General features: G+C 71.4%; 26 protein-coding genes and 2 pseudogenes. 12 read left to right on the forward strand and 16 right to left on the reverse strand.

The genetic code is table 11. From position 1 onward, the window contains the following. The 4 genes and pseudogenes from ACWGJB_RS31545 to ACWGJB_RS31560 form a co-directional block, all read right to left on the reverse strand. A pseudogene (locus tag ACWGJB_RS31545) lies at positions 1 to 319 on the reverse strand (electron transfer flavoprotein subunit alpha/FixB family protein); the annotation flags it as partial. Between the two features lie 52 nt (positions 320 to 371). Beyond that, the gene (locus ACWGJB_RS31550) at positions 372 to 1160 is read right to left on the reverse strand and encodes an electron transfer flavoprotein subunit beta/FixA family protein (protein ID WP_453383461.1); all 789 of its coding nucleotides are present in this window, start codon (positions 1158 to 1160) and stop codon (positions 372 to 374) included. 218 nt (positions 1161 to 1378) lie between these two features. Next, entirely contained in the window at positions 1379 to 1888 is a 510-nt protein-coding gene (locus ACWGJB_RS31555; protein ID WP_453383462.1) for a flavin reductase family protein, read from the reverse strand. Between the two features lie 208 nt (positions 1889 to 2096). Next, the gene (locus tag ACWGJB_RS31560; protein WP_453383630.1) at positions 2097 to 2498 is read right to left on the reverse strand and encodes a TlpA family protein disulfide reductase; all 402 of its coding nucleotides are present in this window, start codon (positions 2496 to 2498) and stop codon (positions 2097 to 2099) included. A 118-nt stretch (positions 2499 to 2616) separates the two neighbouring features. Here ACWGJB_RS31560 and ACWGJB_RS31565 point away from each other — a divergent pair, with 118 nt between their 5' ends. Both ACWGJB_RS31565 and ACWGJB_RS31570 read left to right on the forward strand, forming a co-directional pair. Continuing rightward, positions 2617 to 3033, forward strand: coding sequence for a DUF4395 domain-containing protein (locus ACWGJB_RS31565; RefSeq protein ID WP_453383463.1), 417 nt, complete (start codon positions 2617 to 2619; stop codon positions 3031 to 3033). Positions 3034 to 3220: 187 nt separating this feature from the next. Further along, a complete protein-coding gene (locus ACWGJB_RS31570; RefSeq protein ID WP_453383464.1) occupies positions 3221 to 3949 on the forward strand; it encodes a lysophospholipid acyltransferase family protein in 729 nt (242 codons plus the stop codon). A 3-nt stretch (positions 3950 to 3952) separates the two neighbouring features. Here the strand turns inward: ACWGJB_RS31570 and ACWGJB_RS31575 are convergent, their stop codons facing one another. The 5 genes from ACWGJB_RS31575 to ACWGJB_RS31595 form a co-directional block, all read right to left on the reverse strand. Then, the gene (locus ACWGJB_RS31575; protein WP_453383465.1) at positions 3953 to 4654 is read right to left on the reverse strand and encodes a B3/B4 domain-containing protein; all 702 of its coding nucleotides are present in this window, start codon (positions 4652 to 4654) and stop codon (positions 3953 to 3955) included. Between the two features lie 10 nt (positions 4655 to 4664). After that, positions 4665 to 5258, reverse strand: a complete 594-nt coding sequence (locus ACWGJB_RS31580; protein WP_453383466.1) for a transglutaminase domain-containing protein — start codon at positions 5256 to 5258, stop codon at positions 4665 to 4667. A gap of 79 nt (positions 5259 to 5337) precedes the next feature. Continuing rightward, the gene (locus tag ACWGJB_RS31585; protein WP_453383467.1) at positions 5338 to 6408 is read right to left on the reverse strand and encodes a threonine aldolase family protein; all 1071 of its coding nucleotides are present in this window, start codon (positions 6406 to 6408) and stop codon (positions 5338 to 5340) included. Then, the gene (locus ACWGJB_RS31590; RefSeq protein ID WP_453383468.1) at positions 6405 to 7154 is read right to left on the reverse strand and encodes an SDR family NAD(P)-dependent oxidoreductase; all 750 of its coding nucleotides are present in this window, start codon (positions 7152 to 7154) and stop codon (positions 6405 to 6407) included. The genes ACWGJB_RS31585 and ACWGJB_RS31590 overlap by 4 nt, the downstream gene beginning before the upstream one ends. Before the next feature lie 38 nt (positions 7155 to 7192). Continuing rightward, positions 7193 to 8590 (reverse strand): DUF6421 family protein, encoded by a 1398-nt coding sequence (locus ACWGJB_RS31595; protein ID WP_453383469.1) that lies wholly within the window; start codon positions 8588 to 8590, stop codon positions 7193 to 7195. 409 nt (positions 8591 to 8999) lie between these two features. Between ACWGJB_RS31595 and ACWGJB_RS31600 the strand changes: the two genes are divergently transcribed. Beyond that, positions 9000 to 9683 carry a glycerophosphodiester phosphodiesterase gene (locus tag ACWGJB_RS31600; RefSeq protein ID WP_360491354.1) on the forward strand — a complete coding sequence of 228 codons (684 nt, stop codon included), beginning with the start codon at positions 9000 to 9002 and terminating at the stop codon, positions 9681 to 9683. A gap of 4 nt (positions 9684 to 9687) precedes the next feature. Here the strand turns inward: ACWGJB_RS31600 and ACWGJB_RS31605 are convergent, their stop codons facing one another. Then, positions 9688 to 10227 carry a GNAT family N-acetyltransferase gene (locus ACWGJB_RS31605; RefSeq protein ID WP_453383470.1) on the reverse strand — a complete coding sequence of 180 codons (540 nt, stop codon included), beginning with the start codon at positions 10225 to 10227 and terminating at the stop codon, positions 9688 to 9690. 138 nt (positions 10228 to 10365) lie between these two features. Here ACWGJB_RS31605 and ACWGJB_RS31610 point away from each other — a divergent pair, with 138 nt between their 5' ends. Both ACWGJB_RS31610 and ACWGJB_RS31615 read left to right on the forward strand, forming a co-directional pair. After that, positions 10366 to 10758, forward strand: a complete 393-nt coding sequence (locus ACWGJB_RS31610) for a VOC family protein (RefSeq protein WP_453383471.1) — start codon at positions 10366 to 10368, stop codon at positions 10756 to 10758. A 78-nt stretch (positions 10759 to 10836) separates the two neighbouring features. Further along, entirely contained in the window at positions 10837 to 11601 is a 765-nt protein-coding gene (locus tag ACWGJB_RS31615) for a VOC family protein (protein WP_453383472.1), read from the forward strand. Positions 11602 to 11695: 94 nt separating this feature from the next. Here ACWGJB_RS31615 and ACWGJB_RS31620 read toward each other — a convergent pair whose 3' ends face one another. Continuing rightward, positions 11696 to 12256, reverse strand: a complete 561-nt coding sequence (locus ACWGJB_RS31620; protein WP_453383473.1) for a MarR family winged helix-turn-helix transcriptional regulator — start codon at positions 12254 to 12256, stop codon at positions 11696 to 11698. Then, complete coding sequence (locus ACWGJB_RS31625; protein ID WP_453383474.1) at positions 12253 to 13908, reverse strand: FUSC family protein; 1656 nt, start codon at positions 13906 to 13908, stop codon at positions 12253 to 12255. Before ACWGJB_RS31625 ends, ACWGJB_RS31620 begins: the two co-directional genes overlap by 4 nt. A 200-nt stretch (positions 13909 to 14108) precedes the next feature. Here ACWGJB_RS31625 and ACWGJB_RS31630 point away from each other — a divergent pair, with 200 nt between their 5' ends. The 5 genes from ACWGJB_RS31630 to ACWGJB_RS31650 all read left to right on the forward strand — a co-directional run bounded on the left by ACWGJB_RS31630 (position 14109) and on the right by ACWGJB_RS31650 (position 18081). Continuing rightward, a complete protein-coding gene (locus ACWGJB_RS31630) occupies positions 14109 to 14654 on the forward strand; it encodes a DUF5134 domain-containing protein (RefSeq protein ID WP_453383475.1) in 546 nt (181 codons plus the stop codon). A 95-nt stretch (positions 14655 to 14749) separates the two neighbouring features. Beyond that, positions 14750 to 15685 carry a M56 family metallopeptidase gene (locus ACWGJB_RS31635; protein WP_453383476.1) on the forward strand — a complete coding sequence of 312 codons (936 nt, stop codon included), beginning with the start codon at positions 14750 to 14752 and terminating at the stop codon, positions 15683 to 15685. Positions 15686 to 15741: 56 nt separating this feature from the next. Continuing rightward, on the forward strand, positions 15742 to 16410 hold the full coding sequence (locus ACWGJB_RS31640) for a phosphatase PAP2 family protein (protein ID WP_453383477.1): 669 nt from the start codon (positions 15742 to 15744) through the stop codon (positions 16408 to 16410). A 136-nt stretch (positions 16411 to 16546) separates the two neighbouring features. Continuing rightward, the gene (locus ACWGJB_RS31645; RefSeq protein WP_453383478.1) at positions 16547 to 17281 is read left to right on the forward strand and encodes an HAD family hydrolase; all 735 of its coding nucleotides are present in this window, start codon (positions 16547 to 16549) and stop codon (positions 17279 to 17281) included. Between the two features lie 137 nt (positions 17282 to 17418). Beyond that, positions 17419 to 18081, forward strand: a complete 663-nt coding sequence (locus ACWGJB_RS31650; RefSeq protein ID WP_453383479.1) for a TetR/AcrR family transcriptional regulator — start codon at positions 17419 to 17421, stop codon at positions 18079 to 18081. A 9-nt stretch (positions 18082 to 18090) separates the two neighbouring features. Here the strand turns inward: ACWGJB_RS31650 and ACWGJB_RS31655 are convergent, their stop codons facing one another. Further along, positions 18091 to 18630, reverse strand: coding sequence for a DUF6214 family protein (locus ACWGJB_RS31655; RefSeq protein ID WP_453383480.1), 540 nt, complete (start codon positions 18628 to 18630; stop codon positions 18091 to 18093). A gap of 186 nt (positions 18631 to 18816) precedes the next feature. Between ACWGJB_RS31655 and ACWGJB_RS31660 the strand changes: the two genes are divergently transcribed. Together ACWGJB_RS31660 and ACWGJB_RS31665 are read left to right on the forward strand one after the other, a co-directional pair. Continuing rightward, entirely contained in the window at positions 18817 to 20166 is a 1350-nt protein-coding gene (locus ACWGJB_RS31660; RefSeq protein WP_453383481.1) for an FAD-dependent oxidoreductase, read from the forward strand. A 127-nt stretch (positions 20167 to 20293) separates the two neighbouring features. Then, complete coding sequence (locus tag ACWGJB_RS31665) at positions 20294 to 21646, forward strand: nucleobase:cation symporter-2 family protein (protein ID WP_453383482.1); 1353 nt, start codon at positions 20294 to 20296, stop codon at positions 21644 to 21646. A gap of 136 nt (positions 21647 to 21782) precedes the next feature. Here the strand turns inward: ACWGJB_RS31665 and ACWGJB_RS31670 are convergent. The 3 genes and pseudogenes from ACWGJB_RS31670 to ACWGJB_RS31680 all read right to left on the reverse strand — a co-directional run bounded on the left by ACWGJB_RS31670 (position 21783) and on the right by ACWGJB_RS31680 (position 24714). Then, positions 21783 to 22762, reverse strand: a pseudogene (locus ACWGJB_RS31670) (NmrA/HSCARG family protein). 187 nt (positions 22763 to 22949) lie between these two features. After that, a complete protein-coding gene (locus tag ACWGJB_RS31675; RefSeq protein ID WP_453383483.1) occupies positions 22950 to 23417 on the reverse strand; it encodes a MarR family winged helix-turn-helix transcriptional regulator in 468 nt (155 codons plus the stop codon). 307 nt (positions 23418 to 23724) lie between these two features. Next, the gene (locus ACWGJB_RS31680) at positions 23725 to 24714 is read right to left on the reverse strand and encodes a pirin family protein (protein WP_453383484.1); all 990 of its coding nucleotides are present in this window, start codon (positions 24712 to 24714) and stop codon (positions 23725 to 23727) included. Between the last annotated feature and the right edge of the window lie 24 nt (positions 24715 to 24738).

A 24738-nucleotide genomic window follows, 5' to 3' on the forward strand; every position in this document is an offset into this window, starting at 1 on the left:
TCCGCAGCGCGAGACGCGCGGCGATCTCCTTGCCCTCCGCGGAGGAGGGGATCAGGACGGCGGCCGGGGACACCTGCTCGACGGCGGCCTGGAGGGCGTCCACCTTCGGGACGACCAGGTAGTCGGCGTACTCGGACGCGTCGTGGGTGAGGACCTTCACCGCGCCGTGCTCGGCGAGGACGGCGGCGGTGTCGGCGGCGCCGTTGCCGAGGGCTACGGCGACGGGCTCGCCGATCCGGCGGGCCAGGGTCAGAAGCTCCAGGGTGGGCTTGCGGACGGCACCGTCCACGTGGTCGACGTAGACGAGGACTTCAGCCATGGGAATGCTCTCCTGCTTGGATCAGTTGAGGGGCGGTCGGCGACTGCGGGGCTCAGATGAACTTCTGGCCCGCGAGGAACTCGGCGAGCTGCTTGCCGCCCTCGCCCTCGTCCTTGACGATCGTGCCGGCCGTGCGGGCCGGACGCGCGGTGGCGGTCTCCACCGCGCTCCAGGCACCCTCCAGACCGACTTCCTCGGCCTCGATGTCCAGGTCGGACAGGTCCCAGGACTCAACCGGCTTCTTCTTCGCGGCCATGATGCCCTTGAAGGACGGGTACCGCGCCTCACCCGACTGGTCGGTCACCGACACGACCGCCGGAAGAGAAGCCTCCAGCTGCTCGCTCGCGGCGTCCCCGTCCCGGCGGCCCTTCACGGTGCCGTCCTCGACGGAGACCTCGGAGAGCAGGGTGACCTGCGGGACGCCCAGCCGCTCGGCCAGCAGGGCCGGCACCACACCGGCCGTGCCGTCGGTGGAGGCCATGCCGGAGACCACCAGGTCGAAGCCGGCCTTCTCGATCGCCTTGGCCAAAACCAGCGAGGTGCCGATCACGTCGCTGCCGTGCAGGTCGTCGTCCTCGACGTGGATCGCCTTGTCCGCGCCCATCGACAGCGCCTTGCGCAGCGCGTCCTTGGCGTCCTCCGGACCGACCGTCAGGACGGTGACCTCGACGTCGTCGTCGGAGTTCTCGGCGATCTGCAGCGCCTGCTCGACCGCATACTCGTCCAGCTCGGAGAGCAGACCGTCCACGTCGTCACGGTCGACGGTCAGGTCATCGGCGAAGTGCCGGTCGCCAGTGGCGTCGGGCACGTACTTCACAGTGACAACGATCCTCAGGCTCACGCCGGCTCTCCTACTGCATCGTCTTTTCTGGCCTGCCTCTTGAAGGCAGCATAGGCGCCTCAAGCGGCTCATCCCGGTCGGGGCGGCCGCGCGCTCCGAACGAAATATTACTCGTCAGTACACCCAGTTCGTGCCCGCTAAGCAAGCGCTTTGAACTGTGACCTTCGCAACGCAGCGTAACCGGAACTCGACGCCTCCGCAGAACGAGGGGCGCGTGATCAATCACGCAATCCGTTGAAACCGCCCTGGTGATACAGGAGCGGTCGGCCGGCCCGGGAGGGATCTCCGACGACCACCTCGGCCAGCACGATGCGATGGTCGCCGGCCGGTACCCGTGCGACGACCCGGCACACCAGCCAGACCAGCACGTCGTCGAGGACCGGAACCCCCGCATGTCCCGCGCGCCAACTGGTGGGCGCCCCGAAACGGTCGGCGCCGCTGCGCGCGAAGGTGGCCGCGAGCTCGGCCTGGTGCTCGCCGAGGATATGGACGCCTATGTGCTCGGCGGTGGAGATCGCGGGCCAGCTGGAGGCGCCCGTGCCGACGCCGAAGGAGAGCATCGGCGGCTCGGCGGAGACGGAGGTGAGGGAGGTGGCGGTGAAGCCGACCGGGCCGCCGGCCCCGCGCGCGGTGATCACCGCGACTCCGGCGGCGTGTCGCCGGAAGGCGGAGCGGAGCAGGTCGGGAGAGGCGAGCCGGGAGGTGCCGAGGTCGGGCGTGGCCGTCATGGAGTTTTCCTTCTGGGGGAGGCGGCGTTCGGGTCCGGGGTTGTTCAGCGACCCGGACAGCGCGCGCTCGCGGTGCGGGCCAGGTCGACGTGGACCCGCCCGAAGAGAAGGAGTTCATGGCACATACGGTCAGGCTGACGATAGGTGGTACGCCCAGTCAAGTACGTTCTGCGATATGGGAGCTGCCCCTCCGTCATCGGCACGTCCGTCAGACCGCCTCTCCCAGCGCGGCGATGACGTCCGCTTTCCGGGGCTGTCCGGTGGCCCGGCGCACCACCCGGCCGTCCGCGTCGAGCACCAGCACGGTGGGCGTCTTGAGGATCTCCAGTTCGCGCACCAGGTCCAGGCGCGCCTCGGCGTCGATCTCGACATGGGTGACCCCGGGGACCATCGCGGCGACCTCGCCGAGCACTCGCCGGGTGGCTCGGCAGGGGGCGCAGAAGGCGCTGGAGAACTGCACCAGCGTTGCCCGCCCGCCCAGTTCGCCGCCGAGTTCGGCCGCTCCCAGCCGCTTGCCGTCGTCCCGCCCGCGCACTCGTACCCTCCCGCTCCGCCGCTTGTGCAGCACTCCGTAGACGCTCGCCGCCGCGAGCACCGCCACGCACACCATCAGTCCGGTCGTCACGCGCACCAGCTTTCACGACGCCGCCCGCCATTCCGACCAGCGTTCACGAGACTGCAAAGATTCCCGGCTCCCGTATCGGCCTTCGGGGCGGAATCCTTGGTTCATGGACATCGACGCACGTGGACCGCGTTTCGCGGCGGCCGTGACGACGGTCGTACTGGCCGCCGCGCTGATCACCCGGAGCCCGTGGATCCTCGCCTGGCAGACGCTGGTGTTCGCGCTCGGCGCGGCCGCGGGCGTGAGCCGTTCACCGTACGGCTGGGCGTTCCGGACGGCGGTACGCCCCCGGCTCGCTCCCCCTACGGAGTTCGAACCACCCGAACCCCCGCGATTCGCGCAGGCGGTGGGTCTGGTGTTCGCGGGACTCGGTCTGGTCGGCTTCGCACTGGGTCCCGGCTGGCTGGGTCTCGCGGCGACCGGGATCGCGCTCGCCGCGGCTTTCCTGAACGCGGCGTTCGGGTACTGCCTGGGGTGCGAGATGTTCCTGCTCGTCCGCCGAGTAGGGGTACGCGCAGAGTAAAGGCGGGTTAAAAATACGAGGTGGATCATAGGCCGACGTGACGAGGATCTCGCCACTCCGGGGCACCAGGGCTGGCTCCCCGTCCGTTCTTCGGGCACGATCTGCGATACGCCGTAAACCTACGGCTCCGTAACTTTCCCGCCGGGAGCCCCTTTCCCAGGCAGAGCAGAAAGGGTCCGCCCCGCCCATGGCCGAGCTGGTCTACCGTCCCGTCATCGGTTTCGCCAAGACGCTGTTCAAGGTCTGGGACCTCAAGATCGACTGCCAGGGTTCCGAGAACATCCCGCGCTCGGGCGGGGCCGTGCTGGTGAGCAATCACATCAGCTATCTGGACTTCGTCTTCGACGGTCTGGCCGCTCTCCCGCAGAAGCGCCTGGTGCGTTTCATGGCGAAGGAGTCGGTCTTCCGGCACCGGATCTCCGGTCCGCTGATGCGCGGGATGAAGCACATCCCGGTGGACCGCAAGCAGGGCGAGACGGCGTACCAGCACGCGCTGGACTCGCTCAAGTCCGGTGAGATCGTGGGGGTCTTCCCGGAGGCCACGATCTCCCAGTCGTTCACGCTGAAGAGCTTCAAGTCGGGCGCGGCGCGCATGGCCCAGGAGGCCGGCGTCCCGCTGATCCCGATGGCGCTGTGGGGCACGCAGCGGCTGTGGACCAAGGGGCAGCCGCGCAACTTCAAGCGCAACCACCTCCCCGTCACCATCCGGGTGGGCGAGCCGGTCGAGGCCCCGCGCGACCAGTACGCGGGCGCCATCACCCGCCGCCTGCGCGACCGCGTCCAGGACCTGCTGGACGCGGCCCAGCGCGCCTACCCGGCCCGCCCGAAGGACACGTCCGACACCTGGTGGCTCCCGACCCACCTGGGGGGTACGGCGCCCACGCTGGAGCAGTTGAAGGCGGCCGAGGCGATCTGAGTCTCAGGCCGCCGACTCGGGCGCCCGCACCTCGATACGCGCACCCGGGCTGAACTTCTCCAGCAGCTCGGCGAGTTCGGCTCCCGCCGACTCGACGTCGGCGACCGGCATCGGGGCGAGACTCTCCAGAAGGAAGAGGGCCGAGGAGGTCCGCTCGGTCAGGCGGGTGCGGGGGCCCTGGCGCCAGTTCCAGCGGCGGCAGGTGACGCCTGCTTCGTCACACCACACGACCTCGCCGGCGTCCGGGTGCTCGACGACCTCCTCACCGCCCGCGACCGTCACGAAGTCCTCGCCGCCCGTGGCGCGCACGAGGCGCATCCCGCCCTGGATGAGCTCGAGGTCCTCGCCGCCGACGGGGATCAGGTGGGCGACGCTGATTGCGTTGTAGAGGTCCACGAGCAGGTTGATGCGGGGCAGACCGCCGTCCGCGAGAGCCCGCTTGGCCAGCGCCTCGGCGGAGTTCCGGGTACGGGACGGCTTGGAGCCGAACGCCGTGTACGCCGCGCGCCAGGCCACCATGTGCGGATCCTCGTGTGGGGCGCGCCCGTCCAGGCGTGCCGCGAGCCGCCGGGCCGCGTCGTCGAGGAGGGCCGAACTCGCCTCGGTGCTGGGCCCGTTGACCAGACCGCGGGCCTCGATCGCGAGGTGCGTGAAGCCGGGCGCGAGCGCCCGCACCTCGTCGGACACGGTGAGCGTGAGAGTCATCTGCCTTGCCTCAGAGTGCGGTGGGGAGCGTCTTCCACAGGTGCGGACGGTCGGGCGCCGCTTTCAACGCGCCGAGCACGGCCGGGTGAGGTTCAGCGTACAGGACCGGATAGTCCATCTCACTGGACTCCGGATCGGGGATCCAGGCAAGCCGCTCGCCGTCGAGGGAGAACCGGGCGTCGACGCCGGGTTTGTTGCCGCGCGGGTCCTGCCGGTGCCAGCCACCGTTGAAGCGGACGGCGACCAGTCCGTGCACGGCGTGGCCGGTACCGTCGCCGTCCGCCAGCCGCTGGTAGCACAGGGCCGTGGGGATGTCCTCGGCGCGCAGCAGGGCGGCGAGGGCGTGGGCCTTGGCGTAGCAGATGCCGGTGCGCTTCTCCAGTACGTCCGACGCACGCCAGGTGACACGAAGATCACCGGAATCGGCGGAGTGCGGGATGGCGTCCCGTACGAACTCGTACGCGGCCCGTGCATAGGCATACGAGTCCACGGCATCCGACGCCAGCCGGTCCGCCGCCTCCCGGACCAGCGGATGGTGGTGGTCGATGACCTCGTCAGCGGCCAGGTAGGCGGACAGGTCGGCGGTGTTCTGGATCAGCTCCATGGGCGCAGAGCATAGAAATGCGACCACCCGAGCGTCAATGACTTTTCAGGTGGTCACATATCTATGCATCATCTCCCGGTCAGCGCGCCATCTCCTCCTTGAGCGCCGCAACGAAAGCGTCCACGTCCTCCTCGGTCGTGTCGAAGGCGCACATCCAGCGCACGTCTCCGGCGGCCTCGTCCCAGAAGTAGAACCGGAAGCGCTTCTGGAGGCGCAGGCTGACGTCGTGCGGGAGCCGGGCGAAGACGCCGTTGGCCTGCACCGGGTAGAGGATCTCCACACCGTGCACGGCGCGGACGCCCTCGGCGAGCCGCTGGGCCATCTCGTTGGCGTGCCGGGCGTTGCGCAGCCACAGGTCCTTGGCGAGCAGCGCCTCCAGCTGCACCGACACGAAGCGCATCTTGGAGGCGAGCTGCATGGACATCTTGCGCAGGTGCTTCATGTGGCTGACGGCGTCCTGGTTGATCACCACGACCGCCTCGCCGAACACGGCACCGTTCTTGGTGCCGCCCAGGGAGAGGATGTCGACGCCCACGGCATTGGTGAACGTGCGCATCGGGACGTCCAGGGAGGCCGCCGCGTTGGCTATCCGGGAGCCGTCCAGGTGCACCTTCATGCCGTGCGCGTGGGCGTGCTCGCAGATCGCGCGGATCTCGTCCGGCGTGTAGAGGGTGCCCAGCTCGGTGCTCTGGGTGATCGAGACGACCTGCGGCATCGCGCGGTGCTCGTCCTCCCAGCCGTACGCCTGCCGGTCGATGAGCTCCGGGGTGAGCTTGCCGTCGGGCGTGGGCACGGTGAGCAGCTTGAGGCCGCCCATCCGCTCGGGGGCGCCGCCCTCGTCGACGTTGATGTGCGCGCTCTCGGCGCAGATCACCGCGCCCCAGCGGTCGGTGACCGCCTGGAGCGCGACGACGTTCGCACCGGTGCCGTTGAAGACCGGGAAGGCCTCCGCGGTCGCGCCGAAGTGGCCGCGGACGATCCGCTGGAGGTTCTCGGTGTACTCGTCCTCGCCGTAGGCCACCTGGTGGCCGCCGTTGGCGAGAGCCAGGGCGGCCAGTACCTCGGGGTGGGTTCCGGCGTAGTTGTCACTGGCGAAACCGCGGACCTCCGGGTCGTGGTGGCGACGCGCGTCGGTCTTCGGAGGGTTCACGGCTGCTCGGTCAGCCACAGACGGTTTCCGTTCACTTCGGGTGCGGACTTGCTCCAGACGCCCTCGACGGCCTTGGCCAGGTCCGTGACGTCCGTGAAGCCCGCGAACTTCGCGTTGGGCCGCTCGGCGCGCATCGCGTCGTGCACCAACGCCTTCACCACCAGGATGGCAGCAGCGGAGGTCGGGCCTTCCTCGCCCCCGGCCTTGCGGAAGCCGTCGGCCATGGCGAGCGTCCAGGCCTCGGCGGCGGCCTTGGCGGCGGAGTACGCGGCGTTCCCGGCGGTGGGCTTGGACGCACCGGCGGCGCTGATCAGCACATACCGCCCCCGGTCGCTGCGCTGCAGGCCGTCGTAGAAGGCCAGGGAGGTGTGCTGGACCGTGCGGATCAGCAGCTTCTCCAGCAGGTCCCAGTCGGCCAGGTCGGTCTCGGCGAAGTTGGCGCTGCCGCGCCAGCCGCCGACCAGGTGGACCAGGCCGTCGACACGGCCGTGGTCCTTCTCGATCCGGTCTGCCCACGCCCGGGTCGAGTCCAGGTTGAGCAGGTCGACCGTCTCACCGGTGACCACGGCGCCGCCGCCCGCGTAGCGGGCCGCGTCCACGGCCTCGGCCAGGCGCTCGGGGTTGTTGTCGGCGCCGACGACGGTTGCGCCCGCCTCCGCCAGCCTGACCAGGGTCGCGTGCCCGGCGGGTCCGCCCGCCCCGGCCACCGCGATCACCGCACCACTGAGAGACCCGTTGCCCGCCATGTGCTTCCCCTCTTGAGCCGTGTTCCGGAGGCGGTCGCTCACGCGGCGACCGGCTCGGCGCTGTCCGCCGTGATGCCCTTGGTCTCGGCGATCACGTTCTTCAGTTTCTTGGACAGGGCCTCGTAGAACATGCTCAGCGGAAACTCGTCCGGAAGCACGTCGTCCACGAGCTTGCGCGGCGGCAGTGTCAGGTCGAGGGCGTCCGGGCCCTTGGCCCACTTGGAGCCGGGGTGCGGGGCGAGGTAGGTGGCGACCAGTTCGTAGCCGGCGAACCAGTGGACCAGCTTCGGGCGGTCGATGCCGTCCCGGTAGAGCTTCTCGATCTCGGCGCACAGCTGGTTGGTGACCTGCGGGGCGCGCTCCCAGTCGATGGCGAGCTTGTTGTCGGTCCAGCGGACCACGTCGTGCTTGTGCAGGTACGCGAAGAGCAGCTGGCCGCCGAGCCCGTCGTAGTTGCGGACGCGGTCGCCGGTGACCGGGAAGCGGAACATCCGGTCGAAGAGCACCGCGTACTGCACGTCACGGGCCTGCGGAACGCCGTCGGCCGCCAGCTTCACGGCCTCCTTGAAGGCGGTGAGGTCACAGCGCAGCTCCTCCAGGCCGTACATCCAGAACGGCTGGCGCTGCTTGATCATGAACGGGTCGAACGGCAGGTCGCCGTGGCTGTGGGTGCGGTCATGGACCATGTCCCACAGCACGAAGGCCTCCTCGCAGCGCTTCTGGTCGTGGACCATGGCAGCGATGTCCTCGGGGAGTTCCAGCCCGAGGAGGTCCACGGCCGCGTCGGTGACCCGGCGGAAGCGGGCCGCCTCGCGGTCGCAGAAGATACCGCCCCAGGAGAATCGTTCCGGCGCCTGGCGCACGGCGATGGTCTCGGGGAAGAGGACGGCCGAGTTGGTGTCGTAGCCGGCCGTGAAGTCCTCGAAGGTGATGCCGCAGAACAGCGGGTTGTCGTACCGGGTGCGCTCCAGCTCGGCCAGCCAGTCGGGCCAGACCATGCGCAGCACGACCGCCTCCAGGTTGCGGTCCGGGTTGCCGTTCTGGGTGTACATCGGGAAGACGACCAGGTGCTGGAGGCCGTGTGCGCGGCCCGCGGCCGGCTGGAAGGCCAGCAGCGAGTCGAGGAAGTCGGGCACCTGGAAGCCGCCGACGGCCCATCGCCGCAGGTCGGTCACCAGGGTGCGGTGGTAGTCGGCGTCGTGCGGGAGCAGCGGGGACAGCTCCTCGACGGCGGCGATCACCGTGTCGACGGCCCGCTCCACGTCGGCGCGGGCGGGGGCGCCCTCGGCGTCGAAGTCGATGGAACCGTCCTTGGCCTGCCATGGCCGGATCCGCTCCACACCATCCTTGAGCACGGGCCACGCCGGGTGCTCGACCACCCTGACCACGGGAGGAACCCGCTCCTCCGAACCCACCTGCACAAGAATTTCCGTCATGACCCATCCTCCACGGGAGCACCTCGCGTTAGGACACCGTATGCATACGAGCTTTCTCCCAGCAAGGGGCCCCTCGGGAGATTATCCTGCCACACTCCATCTTCACCGCGCTTTTTCCTGTCTGAAACCGTGAAGGCGCTCACATTCACTACGACTGGTGACGAGGTGTCAGCTCCCGGGCACCGCATGGATCCGGCCGGTCAATACACGGCGGGACGCGCCCACCCCCGGGTGACCGCCGACAGGGGCACGAGCCAGGCACCACGCGCCCGGCGCACCAATCCCCCGTGTACGTACGGGTTCATCGCGACGGGCGGCCATTAGGCTGCGCCCAGCCGCGTGGACAGCGACGTCCCGTCGTACGGTCCGCGCGCGTCCCCCGCCGCCGTCGACGGAAGCGAGTTGAATCTTGAACTTCCTTACCATCGGTCACCGCGGAGTCATGGGCGTCGAGCCCGAGAACACCCTCCGTTCCTTCGTCGCCGCCCAGCAGGCCGGCCTCGACCTGATCGAACTCGATCTGCACCTCAGCAAGGACGGCGCCCTGGTCGTCATGCACGACGCGGAGGTCGACCGCACGACCGACGGAACCGGCCCGATCGCCGAGAAGACCCTGGAGGAACTGCGCACCCTGGACGCGGGCCGCGGTGAGCGAGTGCCGGTGTTCGAAGAGGTCCTGGACGCGGTACGGACACCGTTGCAGGCCGAGATCAAGGACGTGGCGGCGGCCCGCGCGCTGGCCGAGCTGATGCAGCGGCGGGATCTGGTGTCCAGGGTGGAGGTGTCGTCGTTCCACGACGAGGCCGTCGCCGAGATCGGCCGGCTGGTGCCGGGCGTGCGCACCGCGCTGATCGCCAGCCGATACGGCCCCGACGTGGTGGAGCGGGCCCGGGAGGCGGGGGCGGCGACCCTCTGCCTCAACATCCGGCGGCTGACCCTGGAAGTGGTCGAACACGCCCGCAAGGCGGACCTCAGGGTGATCGGCTGGGTGGTGAACACCCAGGACGACCTGCGGCTGGTGCGCGCCCTCCAGCTGGACGGCGCGACGACCGACTATCCGGAGATCAAACGCACCGCCCGCTTCACCGCGTGAGCCGTCACACCAGGGGCTTGACCAGCAGCTCGAACTGCAGGTCGGCGCGCTGTGGGATACCGAAGCGCTCGTCGCCGTACGGGAACGGCGTCATCTTTCCCGTACGGCGGTAGCCGCGCCGCTCGTACCAGGCGATCAGGTCGTCGCGCACGGAGATCACCGTCATGTGCATCTCCGTGGCGCCCCAGTCCTGCCGGGCCCGGCGCTCCGCCTCGGCGATGACGACCTTGCCGAGGCCGGCGCCCTGGAGGGCAGGGCTGACCGCGAACATGCCGAAGTAGGCGTGGGTGCCGCGGTGTTCCAGCTGGCAGCAGGCGACGACCCGGCCGTCCCGCTCGACCGTGAGCAGCTTGCCGTCCGACGCCTTGATGACCTCGAGGACGCCCTCCGGGTCGGTCCGCTGTCCCTCCAGGATGTCCGCCTCGGTGGTCCAGCCGGCCCGGCTGGCGTCGCCCCGGTACGCCGACTCGATCAGCGCGACCAGCGCGTCCACGTCGGCGTCGGTGGCGTCGCGGAAGATCAGTCCGGCGGCGGCGTTCTCCATGGGCGGTTTCTCCGATCTCGGGCAGGCTGAGCCGGCCACGAGCCTAACGCCGCCGTTCGGCGGCCGACGGACCGGTGGTCCCGGAGGCGGCCCCCGGATGCGGGGTGCCGGCATCGGCCGGCACTACGCTCCGGTCGCATGGTGCACGTACTGAGCAGTCGTACCCTTGTCCACCCCACCGACCCCGAGCGCTCCCGGGCCTTCTACGGCGAGCAGCTCGGCCTCCCCGTCTACCGCGAGTTCGGCACGGGCCCCGAGCGGGGCACGGTGTACTTCCTGGGCGGCGGCTTCCTGGAGGTCTCCGGGCGCGCGGACGCCCCCGCCTCCCCCGCCGTGCAGCTGTGGCTGCAGGTCGCGGACGCCGGCGCGGCACACGAGGAACTGGTGGCCAAGGGCGTCGGGATCGTACGTCCGCCGGTGAAGGAGCCGTGGGGCCTGGTCGAGATGTGGATCGCGGATCCGGACGGCATCAGGATCGTGCTGGTGGAGGTGCCGGCCGACCATCCGATGCGGTACCGCCCGGGGATCTGACGCTGCGCAGGAGTCCGATGGCCGCTGTCAGTGGCGGGGTCTAGCGTTCGGAGGAGAGATCCCCCTGGAGGAGTGGCCATGGAGTTCGACAAGCCGGTGACGGGCGGCCCCTGCTGGACGGAGCTGGGGACCGACGACCTGGAGGGCGCCAAGCGGTTCTACGCGGAGCTGTTCGGCTGGCGTCCGGAGACGGATCCCCGGCAGGAGGCCGGCGGCTACACCGTGGCGCATCTCGGGGACGCGGCGGTCGCGGCCATCAGCCCGCTGTACCAGGAGTCCCAACCGGTCGCGTGGAACGTGTCGTTCGCGGTGACCGAGGCGGACGCGGCCGCGCGGCTGGTGGAGGAGGCCGGCGGCACGGTGGTGGTCGGACCGATGGACATCTTCGACGTGGGCCGCTTCGCGGTCGCCCTCGACCCCACCGGCGCGGCCTTCCAGCTGTGGGAGGCCCGGACCTTCCCCGGTGCCGGGCTGCTCAACGCGCCCGGTGCGCTGGGCTGGGTGGAGCTGGCGACCCGGGACACCGGCCGGGCCGGCGGCTTCTACACCACCGTCTTCGGCTGGAGCGCAGAGCCCTCCGAGTGGTACACGGAGTTCGCCGTCGGCGGGCAGCAGTTCGGCGGGATGGCCGAGATGGGCGACCGGTTCCCGCCCGAGGTGCCGCCGCACTGGCTGCCGTACTTCGCGGTCGAGGACGTGGACGCCACGGCCGAGGTGGCGGTGGCGGCGAACGGAACCGTGCAGGCGGCGCCGACGACGGTGCCGGACGGCCCGCGCATCGCCGTACTGGCCGATCCGCGGGGTGCGGCGTTCGGCGTCTTCCGGGCGGAGGAGAAGAGCTGAGCCGGGGATCACCCGTGCTGCGTACGGCGGCCGCCGGAAGCCGGTCGGCGGCCGGCGCTCCAACCGTCGCCGTGCCGTCCGTCGCATCCTACGGTCAGGCCCGCAACACGCCTGCCCGGCCCTCCAGTCGCCCCAGCAACTCGGCGAGCAGACCGGCCAGTTCGCCCTGCCCGTCGGGGGCGAGGACGGACAGCACGGCCGTCTCGTAGGCGAGTTGCTCGGGCAGGATGCCGTCGACCAGGTCGCGCCCCGCGTCGGTGAGGCGGAGGTGGGCCACCCGCCGGTCCCGGGCGTCGCCGCGCCGCTCGACCAGGCCCCTTTCGGTGAGCTGCTTGAGGCGTTTGGTGACGGCGGCGCCGGAGGAGAAGGTCTCCTTGGCCAGCTCGCTGGGGGTCAGTTCGTGGCCGGTGCGGCGCAACGCGCCGAGCAGGTCGAACTCGGGGCGGCTGAGGCCCGCCCGGCGCAGCGGGGCGTCCTCGGCCTGCTGGAGGAGCGCGGCACAGCGGTTGATCCGGCCGATGACCTCCATGGGTCCGGTGTCCAGCTGGGGATGGACGGCCTGCCACTGCCGGACGACGGCGGCGACCGTGTCGTCTCTGCCCGTACCCCCGTCCGCGTCGCCGCCGGCCGCCGGTCGTCCGTTGGTCGCCGTCATGGCCGTACGTCCTCCGTAGTCCTCGTGCCGTCCCAGGAGTGCGGTCCCTGGCGTCGTACCGTCGCGGCGAGCGTACGGTGTCCGGACTGCTCGGCGAGCACGACCCGCTCCTGGGGCAGTGCGCGCTGCCACCACTCGCCGGACGCGGCGTCGGCCGTGGCCCGCAGCTCGGCCAGGGCGGCGGACAGGGTGCGGCGGGCGGTCCCCAGGGCGCGCTGGGCCGGGTGCGGCTCGGCCAGCAGCCGGGCGGCCTCCTCCCGGGCCCGCTCGACGGAGGTCAGGGCGTGTTCGATGCGGTCGCCGGCCCGCCGGTTGGTGACCACGACGGCGGCGACGAAGCCGACGAGCGCGCCGACCAGGGTGTCCAGGACCCGCTCGGTGATCAGCTGCCCGGAGTCCTGGGTGCGGGCGAACTCGGTGATGAGCAGCGCCATCGGGGTGACGCAGACGCTGCCGAGCCAGTAGTTGCGGCCGATCAGCGCCTCGGCGCCGAAGTTGAAGGCGAGGCAGCTCAGCACCAGGACGGCCGGGTGCAGATGGGCCAGGGGCACGACGGCGGCGAAGACCAGGACGCCCAGCAGGTTGCCGACGACACGCTGGACGCCGCGGTTCCAGGTGAGGGTGACGTTGGCCTGGTACAGGGAGGCGGCGGTGACCAGCGCCCAGTAGGGGCGGCCGACGCCGAGGGCCAGGGAGGCGTATCCGGCGAGGGCGCAGCCGAGGGCGGTACGGGCGGCGAGCGGGGCGAGCGGGCCCAGCCGGCGCCACAGCGGGCGGTGCGGTACGGCGCGTTCGGCGTCGACGCCGAGGAGTTCGTCGTCGGCGCCGGCCACCCGCGGGACGCGTCCGGTGCCGCGCAGTTCGCGGGCCCAGCCGCGCAGCCGCTCGGGGTCGGCGTCGGCGGGCGCGGCGAGGGCGACCTCGGCGCGGACGACGAGGTGTTCGAGGGCACGGCGGGTGCGGTCGGTGCGGGCGCCGGTGGCAAGCAGGGACTGCCAGGCGGCCTGCACGGCGGCGGCCGCGGCGACCCGGGTCCGGGCGTGCTCCGCCCCGGTGCCGCCGGTGGCGGCGTAGGCGGCGGTGGCGTTCAGGGCGTGGGCGGTGGCCCGGCGCTCCGGGCCGTGCGGGCGCAGCAGCCCGGGTGCCATGCCGACCAGCCAGGCCCAGGCGCCCGCGAGCAGAGCGAGTCCGACATGGCCGGGCACCTGGCCGGGGGTCCCCGGGGCGAACAGGGAGGCGGAGCTGATGAAGGTGAGGACCACGTTCCCGGGCGGACCGACCCGGGTGGCGTCGCACAGCACCTTCTGCGCGGCCGCGAGCAGGGCGCCGACGGTGACCAGGGCGACCGCGTTCGTGGTGAGCGAGGCGGCGAGCAGGGCGACGGCGAGACCGCCGCTCATGCCGAGGACAACCCGGGCCAGGGTGCGGGCGCGGGCGGGGTAGGGGCGGTTGTGGCCGTAGAGGGCGCACAGCGACCCGGCCATCGTGTACATCGCCAGGTCGAGGCGGCCCAGGGCCAGCAGGGTCAGGTTGGGCGGGGCGACCGCGGCGACCACGCTGAGGGCGGGTTTGAACCAGATGTCGGAGGGCCGGCCGAGGCGCAGCGCACCGGCGAGGGTCAGACGGCGGGTGGTCGGGGTCGTGGTGCTCATACCCATCAATTTAGCATGTGTTTTACTCGTAAAACAATCTCGAACATGCCGCACGCCCGGTCGTCGGCTGACTTTCGAACAGGCCACCCTCACCTGCTGTGCTCCGCCGAGTGCTCCCCGTGTACATCCTTGCGCTCGCGTGCGCGCCGTGCGGGCGGGGCATCGCATTCCTCGATGCGACGTCGAGCGGGGAGGTGCGCGTGCACGGACCGGCTTCGCCCGGCTGGCTGCTGGTCGCGCTGTGCGCGGCGACCGGGGCCTACTGCCTGCTGCGGATGCGCAGCAGCGTCGAGGAACAGCGGCGCGCCGCGGGCGGCGAGGCGCTGATGGGGTTCGGCATGGCCGCGATGGCCGTGCCCGCGACCGTCTTCACCCCGCCGGTCTGGGCATGGCCGCTGTACGCGGCGGTGTTCGGCGCGGCCGCGCTGCGTGCCCTGTGGAGCGCCCGCGGCAGCATGCACCATCTGCACCACCTCGTGGGAACGGCCGCGATGGTCTACATGGCGGTGGTCATGGCGGCCTCCCCCGGCGCCCACCACCACGGCGGCGCCGGAGTGCCGGCGGTGACCGGGGTGTTGCTCCTCTACTTCACCGGCTACGTCCTGCTGTCCGGGGCACGTCTGGTTCCGGTCGCGGTGGCGGCGGCCGGGAGCGGGACGGCCGGATGGGGCGACCGGCCCGAGCTGGCGCGGGCGTGCCGGCTGTCGATGGGCATCGGGATGGTGGCGATGCTGCTGGGGCTGTGAGCAGGTGACGGCACTCGGGGCGCACACGTTGCTTGCGTCACTTTGGCGCAATGGGCTGTACCCCTGGGCGGTCCCCCGCTCATAGGGTGCTGGCCATGATGGTCCCCGTGGCACTGCTGCTGCTCGGCACCCTGACGGCCGTGGCCGGTCCCCGGCTGCTCGCCCGGGCCGACTGGACGGACCGGGAGCCGGTGGTCGCGCTGTGGGTGTGGCAGTGCGTGGTGGCGGCGGTACTGCTGTGCTGTGCGCTGTCGATGACACTGAGCGCGGCGGCGGCCTGGCAGGCAGCGCGGGGACAGCTGTTCGCGACCGCCCCGCGCGGGGTGGCGGACGCCTATCCGCTCGCCGCGACCGGTCCCTGGGCGGCGACGACCGCGGTGACACTGGCCTGCGCCGGACTGTGGAGCGGGGCGATGCTGGTGCGCGAGATCGCGGGGGCCAGGGCCCGACGCCGGCAGCGACGGGCCGAACTCCTGCTCCGGGCACCACTGTTGCCCGGCGAGGAGAGGTCCGCCGACCGCCTCGTGGTTCTTGAGGGCGAGCGCTCCGACGCCTGGTGGCTGCCCGGCACTCCGCCCCGACTCGTCGTGACCACGGCCGCGTTGCGTCGGCTGGAGGGGCGTCAGCTGGACGCGGTCCTCGCCCACGAGCAGGGGCACGCCCAGGCCCGGCACGACTGGCTGCTGCACTGCTCGGCCGCGCTGGCCGGCGGGTTCCCGCAGATCCCGGTGTTCGCCGCGTTCCGCGACGAGATGCACCGGCTGGTCGAACTGGCCGCCGACGACATGGCGTCCCGGCGTCACGGCCGTCTCACCACCGCGCTCGCCCTGGTCGAACTCAACGAGGACCGCGGCGTGTTCGGCCCCGGCCCGGCCCCGCATGCCCATGTCCCGCAGCGCGTCGACCGGTTGCTGACCGCCCCGGACCGGCTCCCCGCGCGGCACCGGCTGCGGCTGACCGCGACCGCCGCCCTGGTCCCCGTGATCCCGGTGCTGGTGGCGCTCGTCCCCGGACTGCGTGCGCTCGGGTAAAGCAGTCTCCAGCAGGGGAATTGCCCTTCGAGCAATGATTCGGCAAAGATCACGCCATGCGCCCCCTGCCCAGCGACCGTCCTGCCCCGCTTCTCGCGACCGCCGTCCTCGCCCTCTCCTCGGCGCTGCTGCTCGCCCTCGTCGCCGGCGAGTGGCCTCCGCTGGTCGCGCTGGACGAGGACATCGCCGACACCACCCATCGCTGGGCCGCCGCGGACCACGGCACCACCCATGTACTGCGCATCCTGACGGACTGGGTCTGGGACCCGCTGACCATGCGCCTGCTGTGCGCGGGGGTCGCGGTGTGGCTGGTGTGGCGGCACTCGGCGTGGTGGACCGCCCTGTGGCTGGCCGTGACCTGCGCGCTCGGCACGGTCGCCCAGCAGTCCCTCAAGGTCGCCGTCGGCCGTCCGCGGCCACAGTGGCCCGACCCGGTCGACTCCGCCCACTACGCGACCTTCCCCTCCGGGCACACCATGACGGCCACCGTGGTCTGCGGCCTGTTGCTGTGGCTGCTGCACCGCTGCGGCACCGGCGGCGCGCTGTGGCGTACGGCGCTGGTCGCGGCCGGTGTCTCGGTCCTCGGCGTCGGCCTGACCCGGGTGTGGCTCGGCGTCCACTGGCCCTCGGACGTACTGGGCGGCTGGCTGCTCGGGGCGCTGGTGGTGGCACTGGCGGTGGTGGCGTACGAGTGGGAGCGCGACGGCCGGGGACACCCTCGCTAGGGCCTGTCCGACCATTCCCGTCGGCCTCGCGATGCCATGCACGCACTCCCGCCGCACCGGGCGCGGACCCGAGTACGGAACCGAGCTCCCCCGGCGGCAGCAGGCGCCGGACAGCGGCCCGGGTAAAGTCCGGCGCATGACTGCCGTGCTCTTCGACTTCTCCGGGACCCTCTTCCGTGTCGAGTCCACCGAATCCTGGCTGCGGGCAGTGCTCGCCGAGTCCGGAGCGGAGTCCCGAGCGCAGCTCGCCGGCCCGGAGTTGGCCGCCGCCGCGCGGGCGCTGGAGGTGGCCGGGGCGCAGCCCGGCGGGGCGAACCCGGTGGAACTGCCCGCGGAACTGGCCGGGGTGTGGGCGGTGCGCGACGAGAGCGCGGAGCAGCACCGGGCCGCGTACACCGGGCTGTCCCGCCGGGTGCCGCTGCCGGACCCGGCCCTGCACGAGGCGCTGTACGAGCGGCACATGACCCCGGACGCCTGGACGCCGTACCCGGACGCCGCCGAGGTGCTGCGGACGCTGCGCCGGCAGGGGATCGCGGTCGGTGTGGTCAGCAACATCGGCTGGGACCTGCGCCCGGTCTTCCGTGCCCACGGGCTCGACGCGTACGTGGACGCCTATGTCCTGTCGTACGAACACGGAGTGCAGAAGCCGGACGCGCGGCTCTTCACGGTCGCCCTGGAGGCGCTCGGGGCCACGCCCGCCGAGACGCTGATGGTCGGGGACAGCAGGCCGGCCGACGGCGGGGCGGCGGCGCTGGGCTGCCGGGTGCACTTCGTGGACCATCTGCCGGTGGCCGAACGGCCGGACGCGCTGCTGCCGGTGCTCGGCCTGGTGGGCGTGGCCCGCCGACCGGCCACGCCCACGCAGGCCTGACCTGTTGGCGCCGTCCGCCCGAGACGCTCCCCCGTGTCGCCCCGGACGGACGGCAGCCCTGAACAGGCCCCGCGCAGAGCGGTGCCCGCTGCGTCGATTATAGTTGGCTGGCAGCCAGTCAACGCAGGAGTTCCAGCATGTCCCCTCGCAGCGCCTCGGTCAATGAAGAGTTGCGGAGGCGTTCCCGGGAGCGGCTTCTGCAGGCCGCGGTCGAGCTGGTCGACGAGCACGGTTTCGAGGCCACCACCCTGGGCGCCATCGCCGATCGGGCCGGGTCGGCGCGCGGACTGGTGTCGTACTACTTCCCCGGCAAGCGCCAGCTGGTCCAGTCCGCCGTGCACCGGCTGATGCACCGCACGCTGGAGGAGGGACTGGAGTGCGAGCCGCACACGGAGGACGGCCGGGAGCGGCTGGCCCGGGCCATCGACGCCATTCTGGGTCTCACCCGCGACCGGCCGGTGCTGATGCGCCAGCACATGGCGGGCCTGCTCCAGGCGGAGGGCTTCGTGCAGTGCCCGGAGCAGCGCCGCCTGTCGGAGCTGCTCGGCGACACCGTCGCCCGGTACGGCTCGCAGGACGTCACGGCCGACTACCCGATGCTGCGCGCCCTGCTGATGGGGGCGGTGTACGCGGCGCTGGTGCCGGGGGTGCCGATGCCGATCCCGGTGCTGCGGGCGGAGTTGTTCGAGCGCTACGGGCTCGACTGGGAGCTGGGCGTTCCCCCGGAGTCCGCGCGCGCGACGGAGCCGCAGGACCTGTCCCGGTTCTTCGCCACGGAGGACCGGACCGGGTCCGAGTGAACAGCCTCGTCAGCGGCGTGCGTGACGCGGTGTCAGAAAGCCCGCGTCGCGCGCCTGCGCGATGAGCCGGAGCGAGCGTCGACGGCTGTGCCCGGTCGCCGACATCACGGCGAGGACGGGGTCGACGCCCTCCTCCTGAGCGGCCCGGTACTTCTGGGCGACCAGCCACCGCCCCTCGATACCCCGCGGCCAGGCAGGCCGGGCGCGCCGCGGACCGACCGTGCCCTCCGTGCCCTCCACACCTTCCGCGCCCTCCACGCCCGCCGCGCCGTCCGCGCCGTCTTCGAGGTCCTCCTCGACAGGCTCCTCGTCCGCGTACGACTCCATCCCGCACGCCCTGAACAGCGGCTCCTCGATCCAGTCGGCGAGCACCGTCAGATCGGCCAGGGACAGCGCGGGCCGCGCCTTGACGTCCTCGATCGACACCCGCCCCCCGGCCACCACGGCGAGCGCGTCGACCTGTGCGCCGTCGCCGAAGGCCAGCCTGACCTGGAACCAGGACGTGGCCCCCGTGTCCTCCTGCACCTCCCAGGCCGGCGACACGGACACCGTGCCGTCCTCCGCACGCCGATCAGAAAGATTAAGAAAGGATGCTTCTAGCACACACGAAACGTAACCGCATGATCACACTCCATACGACCGGACACGCGCCCGCTTCACCCCAGCGGCCCCTGTCGAGGCGGCCACGCCGGTGGGATGCTGGAATAACCAGCCCCTCGGGCAAGGAGTCCCCCCGTGTTGCGTGTCGCCGTCGTCGGCTCCGGGCCGAGCGGGTGCTACACCGCCCAGAACCTCGTCCAGCTCGACCCCACGGTGGTCGTGGACGTCCTGGACCGGCTGCCGTGCCCGTACGGACTGGTGCGGTACGGAGTCGCCCCGGACCACGAGAAGATCAAGTCTCTGCAGGGCAATCTGCGCACGGTCCTCGAACACGAGCGGGTCCGGTTCCTCGGCGGGGTCCGGATCGGCGGCGGTCCCGGCGAACTCCCGGTGGATCGGCTCCGCGAGCTGTACCACGCGGTGGTGTACTGCGTGGGCGCCGCCGGCGACCGGCGGCTCGGCATCCCGGGCGAGGAGCTGCCCGGCAGCTGGTCGGCGACCGAGTTCGTGTCCTGGTACAGCGCGCACCCGGACGCGATCGACGCCGGTTTCGTGCGCGCCGCCCGCTCGGCGGTGGTCATCGGCGTCGGCAATGTCGCGGTGGACGTGGCCCGGATGCTGGCCCGTGGCGTGGCGGAACTGAGCCCGACCGACATGCCGCAGGCGGCGCTGACCGCGCTGGCGGCGAGCCGGATAAGAGAGGTCCACGTGATGGGCCGGCGCGGCCCGTCCCAGGCCCGCTTCACCACCAAGGAACTGCGCGAGCTCGGCACCCTGCCGGACACCGAAGTCCGCGTGGATCCGGACGAGTTGGCCCTCGACCCGGCCTACGACGACCCGTCCGCGCTGCCCGCCGCGCAGCGCCGCAACGTGGAGGTGCTGCGCGGCTGGGGCGCGGCCGGCACTCGTGGTGCGGAGCGCCGTATCTGGCTGCGGTTCTTCCTGCGCCCGGTCGAACTGCTCGCGGACGGCGGGCGGGTGAGCGCGGTGCGCTTCGAGCGGACGGAGCCGGACGAGCACGGCGGGGTGCGGGGCACCGGGCGGTACGAGACCGTCGACGCGCAGCTGGTGCTGCGTTCGGTGGGCTATCGCGGGGTACCGCTGGACGGGCTCCCGTTCGACCCGGCGACCGGCACCGTGCCGCACACGGCGGGCCGTGTCCTGCACGGCCCTGCCGGAGTACCGGGCGGCGACTACGTGGCCGGCTGGATCAAACGCGGTCCGACCGGCGTCATCGGCACCAACCGGCCGGACGCCAAGGAGACGGTGACGTCACTCCTGGCGGACGCGCCCGTGCTGCTCGGGAAGGCGGTGCCGGAGGATCCGGTCACGGCGCTGCGCGCGCTCGGTATCGAGCCGGTCGCGTGGTCGGGCTGGCAGGCGATCGAGCGGGCCGAGGCGGCGCTCGGCGCCCGGCTCGGCCGCAGCGTGGTCAAGCTGGCGGACTGGGACGCCCTGCTGACGGCGGCGCGGTCGGGGGCTTAGCGGAGTCGACCGCGACCAGGTGGGCAGGACACGTATCGGCAACACCGCGGAAATCAACAAACTGTTCAATCCGCTTACGGTCTGGTCCTGACCGGATGTCGTCCCCGCCGCCGCTCTGGAGTCCCCCGTGTCCACCACCGCCGCCCCCGCCCCCTCCTCCGTCCATCCCGTCGACGAGGTCCCACCCGTACGGCAACTGGCCGCCTTCGGCCTGCAGCACGTGCTCGCGATGTACGCGGGTGCCGTCGCCGTCCCGCTGATCGTGGGCGGTGCGATGAAGCTGTCGCCCGCCGACCTGGCGTACCTGATCACCGCCGACCTGCTGGTGTGCGGGGTCGCGACGCTCATCCAGTGCGTCGGCTTCTGGCGCTTCGGCGTCCGGCTGCCGATCATGCAGGGCTGCACCTTCGCCGCGGTGTCGCCGATGGTCCTCATCGGCACGACGGGCGGCGGACTGCCCGCGATCTACGGCTCGGTGATCGTCGCGGGTCTGGCGATCATGCTCCTGGCCCCGGTCTTCGGAAAGCTGCTGCGCTTCTTCCCGCCACTGGTCACCGGCACGGTGATCCTGATCATCGGGGTCTCGCTGCTGCCGGTCGCGGGCAACTGGGCAGCCGGCGGCGCCGGTGCCAAGGACTTCGGGGAGCCGAAGAACCTGGCGCTGGCGGCCTTCGTGCTCGCGGTGGTGATAGGCGTCCAGCGGTTCGCCCCGGCCTACCTCGCCCGGATCGCGGTCCTGATCGGCATAGCGGTCGGCCTGGCGGCGGCGGTGCCCTTCGGGTTCACGGACTTCAGCGGGGTCGGCGACGCGGACTGGCTGGGCATCAGCACGCCGTTCCACTTCGGCACGCCGACCTTCAAGGCGTCCGCGATCGTCTCCATGCTGGTGGTGGCCCTGGTCACCATGACGGAGACCACCGGTGACCTGATCGCGGTCGGCGAGATGACCGGCCGGAAGGTCGAGCCGCGCTCCCTCTCCGACGGTCTGCGCGCCGACGGTCTCTCGACCGTCCTGGGCGGTGTCTTCAACACGTTCCCGTACACGGCGTTCGCGCAGAACGTGGGCCTGGTCGGCATGACCCGGGTGCGCAGCCGCTGGGTGGTCGCGGCGGCCGGCGGCATCCTGGTGCTGCTCGGTCTGCTGCCCAAGCTGGGCGCGGTGGTCGCGGCCGTACCGGCTCCGGTGCTCGGCGGTGCGGGACTGGTGATGTTCGGGACGGTCGCGGCGAGCGGCCTGCGCACGCTCGCGACCGTCGACTTCAAGGGCAACAACAACCTGACCGTGGTGGCCGTCTCGGTGGCGGTCGGGGTGCTGCCGGTGGGGGTGCCGACGGTCTACGAGAAGTTCCCCGACTGGTTCCAGACGGTGATGAACAGCGGTATCAGCGCGGGCTGTCTGACGGCGATCGTCCTGAACCTGCTCTTCAACCACCTGCCGGCGAAGGCGGGTTCGGGCTCGCAGGCGGTGAAGGCTGCGTAAGAGATCGCCTGGGTCCGGTCCGGACCGACCGCTCACCGACGCCGCGGACGGCCTCCCCGTCCGCGGCGTCGGTCGGTAGCGCCGCGCGGCCCGCGCCCGTCGCTCCCTCGCGGGCCGCCGTACCTGCCGGGCTCGGTCAGCCCAGCTCGATCTTGGAGGCGTTCTCGGCCAGCCAGTCGTCGAAGCTCCTGAGCTCCGGGTTGATCTCGCGCAGCCGCTTCAGGTCCCTGGCTCCGGTGAACTCCCTGTCGAAGTCCCCGTAGTACTGGAACATGTCGGCGATCTCGTCGGCGGCCGGAACGTCGAGGGCGCGGAAGACGTCGTACGGCACGGACCGGAAGCGCACCGGCTCGCCGATCACGGCCCCGAGTTTCTCCGCGTACTGCGCACCGGTCAGGTGGTCCCCGGCCAGGCTGACGGTCTTGCCGATGAACTGCTCGCCGCCCTTGAGGAGAGCGTGTGCCGTGCGGCCGATGTCCGCCACGTCCACCCCGGACAGGAGCTTGCCGTCCTCGAACGGCATGGTCACCGTGAGTACGCCGTCCTCGGCGCGCTTGGGGAGGAAGACGTCCAGGAAGCCCTGGAAGAAGAAGGTGGTGTTCAGGAAGGTCACCGGAACACCGGCCTCCGTGAACAGCCGGTTGCCTTCACCCTTGGCGTCGAAGTGCGGCACGTTGTACTCGCCCTGGAGGACCGGCATCCGGTCGTCGTCCAGCGGCAGCAGCTCGCGGGTGTCCTCCAGGGTCGACCAGATCACATGCCGCAGGCCCGCCGCGTCGGCCGCCCGGACCAGGACACCGATCTCCTCCGTCTCCTTCGCCGCCGAGCCGTGCGCCCAGAAGTTCGTGACGAGGAAGGCGCCGTAGGCGCCCCGAACGCCTTGTGCACAGTCGGCTCGTCATGGAAGTCCGCGCGGACCACCTCGGCACCGAGCGCGGCGAGTTCCCGGGCGGCGGGCGAGGCAGGGTCCCGGGTGATCGCGCGCACCGCGAACGCCGAATCCTGGTCGGCGAGGATCGACCGTGCGGCACCGCCGCCCTGCGAGCCCGTCGCACCGGTCACGGCGATGATCTTCTTTGCACTCATGTCAGCAGTTCCTCTCCGAGAGGAAAGCATCTGGTTGATGCGTCAACGATCGGATTCTAGTCTAGGTACGAGTTGATGCATCAACTTCATCGATGGGGATTCGGCCACGTTCACCCGGCGGCGGGACGCTCGCCGGAGGAACGCACCCGACCGCGCACCCATGCCCCTCAGGCCCGGGTACGCCTTCGCGCCTCGCCGCCCACCCCGGGGCGCCCGATCAGGTCGGCTCCTCGTCCAGCTTCTCCACCACGCGGTCGGAGAGCCGAGCCAGCATCCGCAGCTCCGCCGGCGTGACATGGTCGAGGAACAGTTCGCGCACCGCCTCCACATGTCGCGGCGCGGCCGCCTCGATCGCCGCGCGCCCTTCCTCCGTGATCACCACGAAGGCGCCGCGGCCGTCCTCGGCACACTCGTCCCGAACCACCAGCCCGCGCTTCACCATGCGGGCGATGTGATGGGACATCCGGCTCTTCTCCCATTCCAGCGCCCGGGCGAGATCCAGGATCCTCCGCCGCCCGTCCGGTGCGTCCGTCAGCTCGACCAGCACCCCGAAGTCCGCGGCCGACACATTCGACTCCGCCACCATCAGGCGCGACAACCGGCCCCGCAGCCTGTCGTTCAGCCGGAGGAAGCTCCGCCACGCGTGCTGCTCGTCCGCCGTCAACCAACGCACCCTCTCGCCCATGATTCGAGTGTAGGCGTGGTTGACATTTCACCGATCCCCTGTCGCCTCGAGCTCGTCCCGTGGTTGACATCCACGTATGGTTGATGTGTCATCATGCCCCAAGGACCCCTTGTGCCGCCTTGAGGAGGCGCCCAGCAGCCGGTGGGCGCAGTGCTCAACCCGATGGTGTCGATCACCGCTCCTCGGTCCCCCTTGCCGTAGAAGCCGTTCCCCTTACTGCGGGTGCTGCCGCGCGCCCTGTGCGCAGGGGCGTGCGGGCGGGCGCATCGGGCCAGTCAGACAGCCGGTTACCGTCCGCGCCGGGATTTCAGCGGCGTGGCGGATTCCCGCGCGGAGTGATGACGGCGTTCGGCAGGGCGGGGGCGGGAAGACGGCGCCCGGGGTAGCCCTCGACGGTTCCGAAGCGGTCGGAGGACGCCTCCCAGTCCGCTCGGGCCCGGACGATGTCGTCATGGCTCCGGCCGATGAAGTTCCACCACATGACGATCTCCTCCTCGAAAGGAGGCCCTCCGAGCAGGATCGTCCGCGCCGGGCCGTCCGACTCGTTCACCAGCGTCAGGGTGTCCGCGCCGCAGGGGACGTACCCCAGTTCGGCCGGCTTCATCACGGTGTCGACCAAGCGGACGTCCCCGCTGTCCACGAGGAGGCCGTGCTCGAAGTCGGGCGCCACGGCGAGGGTGACCGTCGCACGCGGTTCGAGAACGACCTCTGCTCCGAGGAGTGGGGTGAAGCTTCGTACCGGAGAGGCGCTGCCGGCGAGCGAGCCCAGGAAGACCCTGATCTCCGCCCCGTCGACACGCGCGGGTTCCGGCACGTAGTGCTGGAAGTCCCGGTCGGCGGCACGGTGCCGCCCAGGCAGCGCCACCCACAGTTGCACGCCGTGGAGGACGGTGGTGCCCGGGGTGGAGACCTCCGAGTGGGCGATGCCGTGACCGCCGGTCATGAGGTTCATCTCTCCGGGACGGATCAGGGCATGGGTGCCGAGGCTGTCTCGGTGCTCGATCTCGCCGCTGAACAGCCAGCTCACCGTCTGCAGTCCGGTGTGCGGATGCGGGGCGACGTCCATGCCGCCCGTGGCGGTCACGTCGACGGGACCGTAATGGTCGGCGAAGCACCAGGCCCCGATCAGCGTCCGGGCCCGCTGAGGCAGCGTCCGACGCACGAGCAGCGCACGCGGGCCGCCCAGGGGCACTTCTCGCGCCGACAGCACATCGACCCGGGGCGCTCCGGCCGGCCGGTTCCCGTCGACCGGGGCACCACACCGCACTTCCGCAGGCCGGATTTCCACGTTGCTCATGGGGAGCACCTCCCGCACACTTTG

The organism is Streptomyces sp. NPDC054813, assembly GCF_053611365.1.

What these genes read in the sequence shown, in the direction of transcription:
- ACWGJB_RS31555 (WP_453383462.1), bottom strand. Translation starts at nt 1,888, where the DNA reads ATGACGGCCACGCCCGACCTCGGCACCTCCCGGCTCGCCTCTCCCGAC.
- ACWGJB_RS31560 (WP_453383630.1), bottom strand. Translation starts at nt 2,498, where the DNA reads ATGGTGTGCGTGGCGGTGCTCGCGGCGGCGAGCGTCTACGGAGTGCTG.
- ACWGJB_RS31565 (WP_453383463.1), top strand. Translation starts at nt 2,617, where the DNA reads ATGGACATCGACGCACGTGGACCGCGTTTCGCGGCGGCCGTGACGACG.
- ACWGJB_RS31570 (WP_453383464.1), top strand. Translation starts at nt 3,221, where the DNA reads ATGGCCGAGCTGGTCTACCGTCCCGTCATCGGTTTCGCCAAGACGCTG.
- ACWGJB_RS31575 (WP_453383465.1), bottom strand. Translation starts at nt 4,654, where the DNA reads ATGACTCTCACGCTCACCGTGTCCGACGAGGTGCGGGCGCTCGCGCCC.
- ACWGJB_RS31580 (WP_453383466.1), bottom strand. Translation starts at nt 5,258, where the DNA reads ATGGAGCTGATCCAGAACACCGCCGACCTGTCCGCCTACCTGGCCGCT.
- ACWGJB_RS31590 (WP_453383468.1), bottom strand. Translation starts at nt 7,154, where the DNA reads ATGGCGGGCAACGGGTCTCTCAGTGGTGCGGTGATCGCGGTGGCCGGG.
- ACWGJB_RS31595 (WP_453383469.1), bottom strand. Translation starts at nt 8,590, where the DNA reads ATGACGGAAATTCTTGTGCAGGTGGGTTCGGAGGAGCGGGTTCCTCCC.
- ACWGJB_RS31605 (WP_453383470.1), bottom strand. Translation starts at nt 10,227, where the DNA reads ATGGAGAACGCCGCCGCCGGACTGATCTTCCGCGACGCCACCGACGCC.
- ACWGJB_RS31610 (WP_453383471.1), top strand. Translation starts at nt 10,366, where the DNA reads ATGGTGCACGTACTGAGCAGTCGTACCCTTGTCCACCCCACCGACCCC.
- ACWGJB_RS31615 (WP_453383472.1), top strand. Translation starts at nt 10,837, where the DNA reads ATGGAGTTCGACAAGCCGGTGACGGGCGGCCCCTGCTGGACGGAGCTG.
- ACWGJB_RS31620 (WP_453383473.1), bottom strand. Translation starts at nt 12,256, where the DNA reads ATGACGGCGACCAACGGACGACCGGCGGCCGGCGGCGACGCGGACGGG.
- ACWGJB_RS31625 (WP_453383474.1), bottom strand. Translation starts at nt 13,908, where the DNA reads ATGAGCACCACGACCCCGACCACCCGCCGTCTGACCCTCGCCGGTGCG.
- ACWGJB_RS31635 (WP_453383476.1), top strand. Translation starts at nt 14,750, where the DNA reads ATGATGGTCCCCGTGGCACTGCTGCTGCTCGGCACCCTGACGGCCGTG.
- ACWGJB_RS31640 (WP_453383477.1), top strand. Translation starts at nt 15,742, where the DNA reads ATGCGCCCCCTGCCCAGCGACCGTCCTGCCCCGCTTCTCGCGACCGCC.
- ACWGJB_RS31645 (WP_453383478.1), top strand. Translation starts at nt 16,547, where the DNA reads ATGACTGCCGTGCTCTTCGACTTCTCCGGGACCCTCTTCCGTGTCGAG.
- ACWGJB_RS31650 (WP_453383479.1), top strand. Translation starts at nt 17,419, where the DNA reads ATGTCCCCTCGCAGCGCCTCGGTCAATGAAGAGTTGCGGAGGCGTTCC.
- ACWGJB_RS31675 (WP_453383483.1), bottom strand. Translation starts at nt 23,417, where the DNA reads ATGGGCGAGAGGGTGCGTTGGTTGACGGCGGACGAGCAGCACGCGTGG.
- ACWGJB_RS31680 (WP_453383484.1), bottom strand. Translation starts at nt 24,714, where the DNA reads ATGAGCAACGTGGAAATCCGGCCTGCGGAAGTGCGGTGTGGTGCCCCG.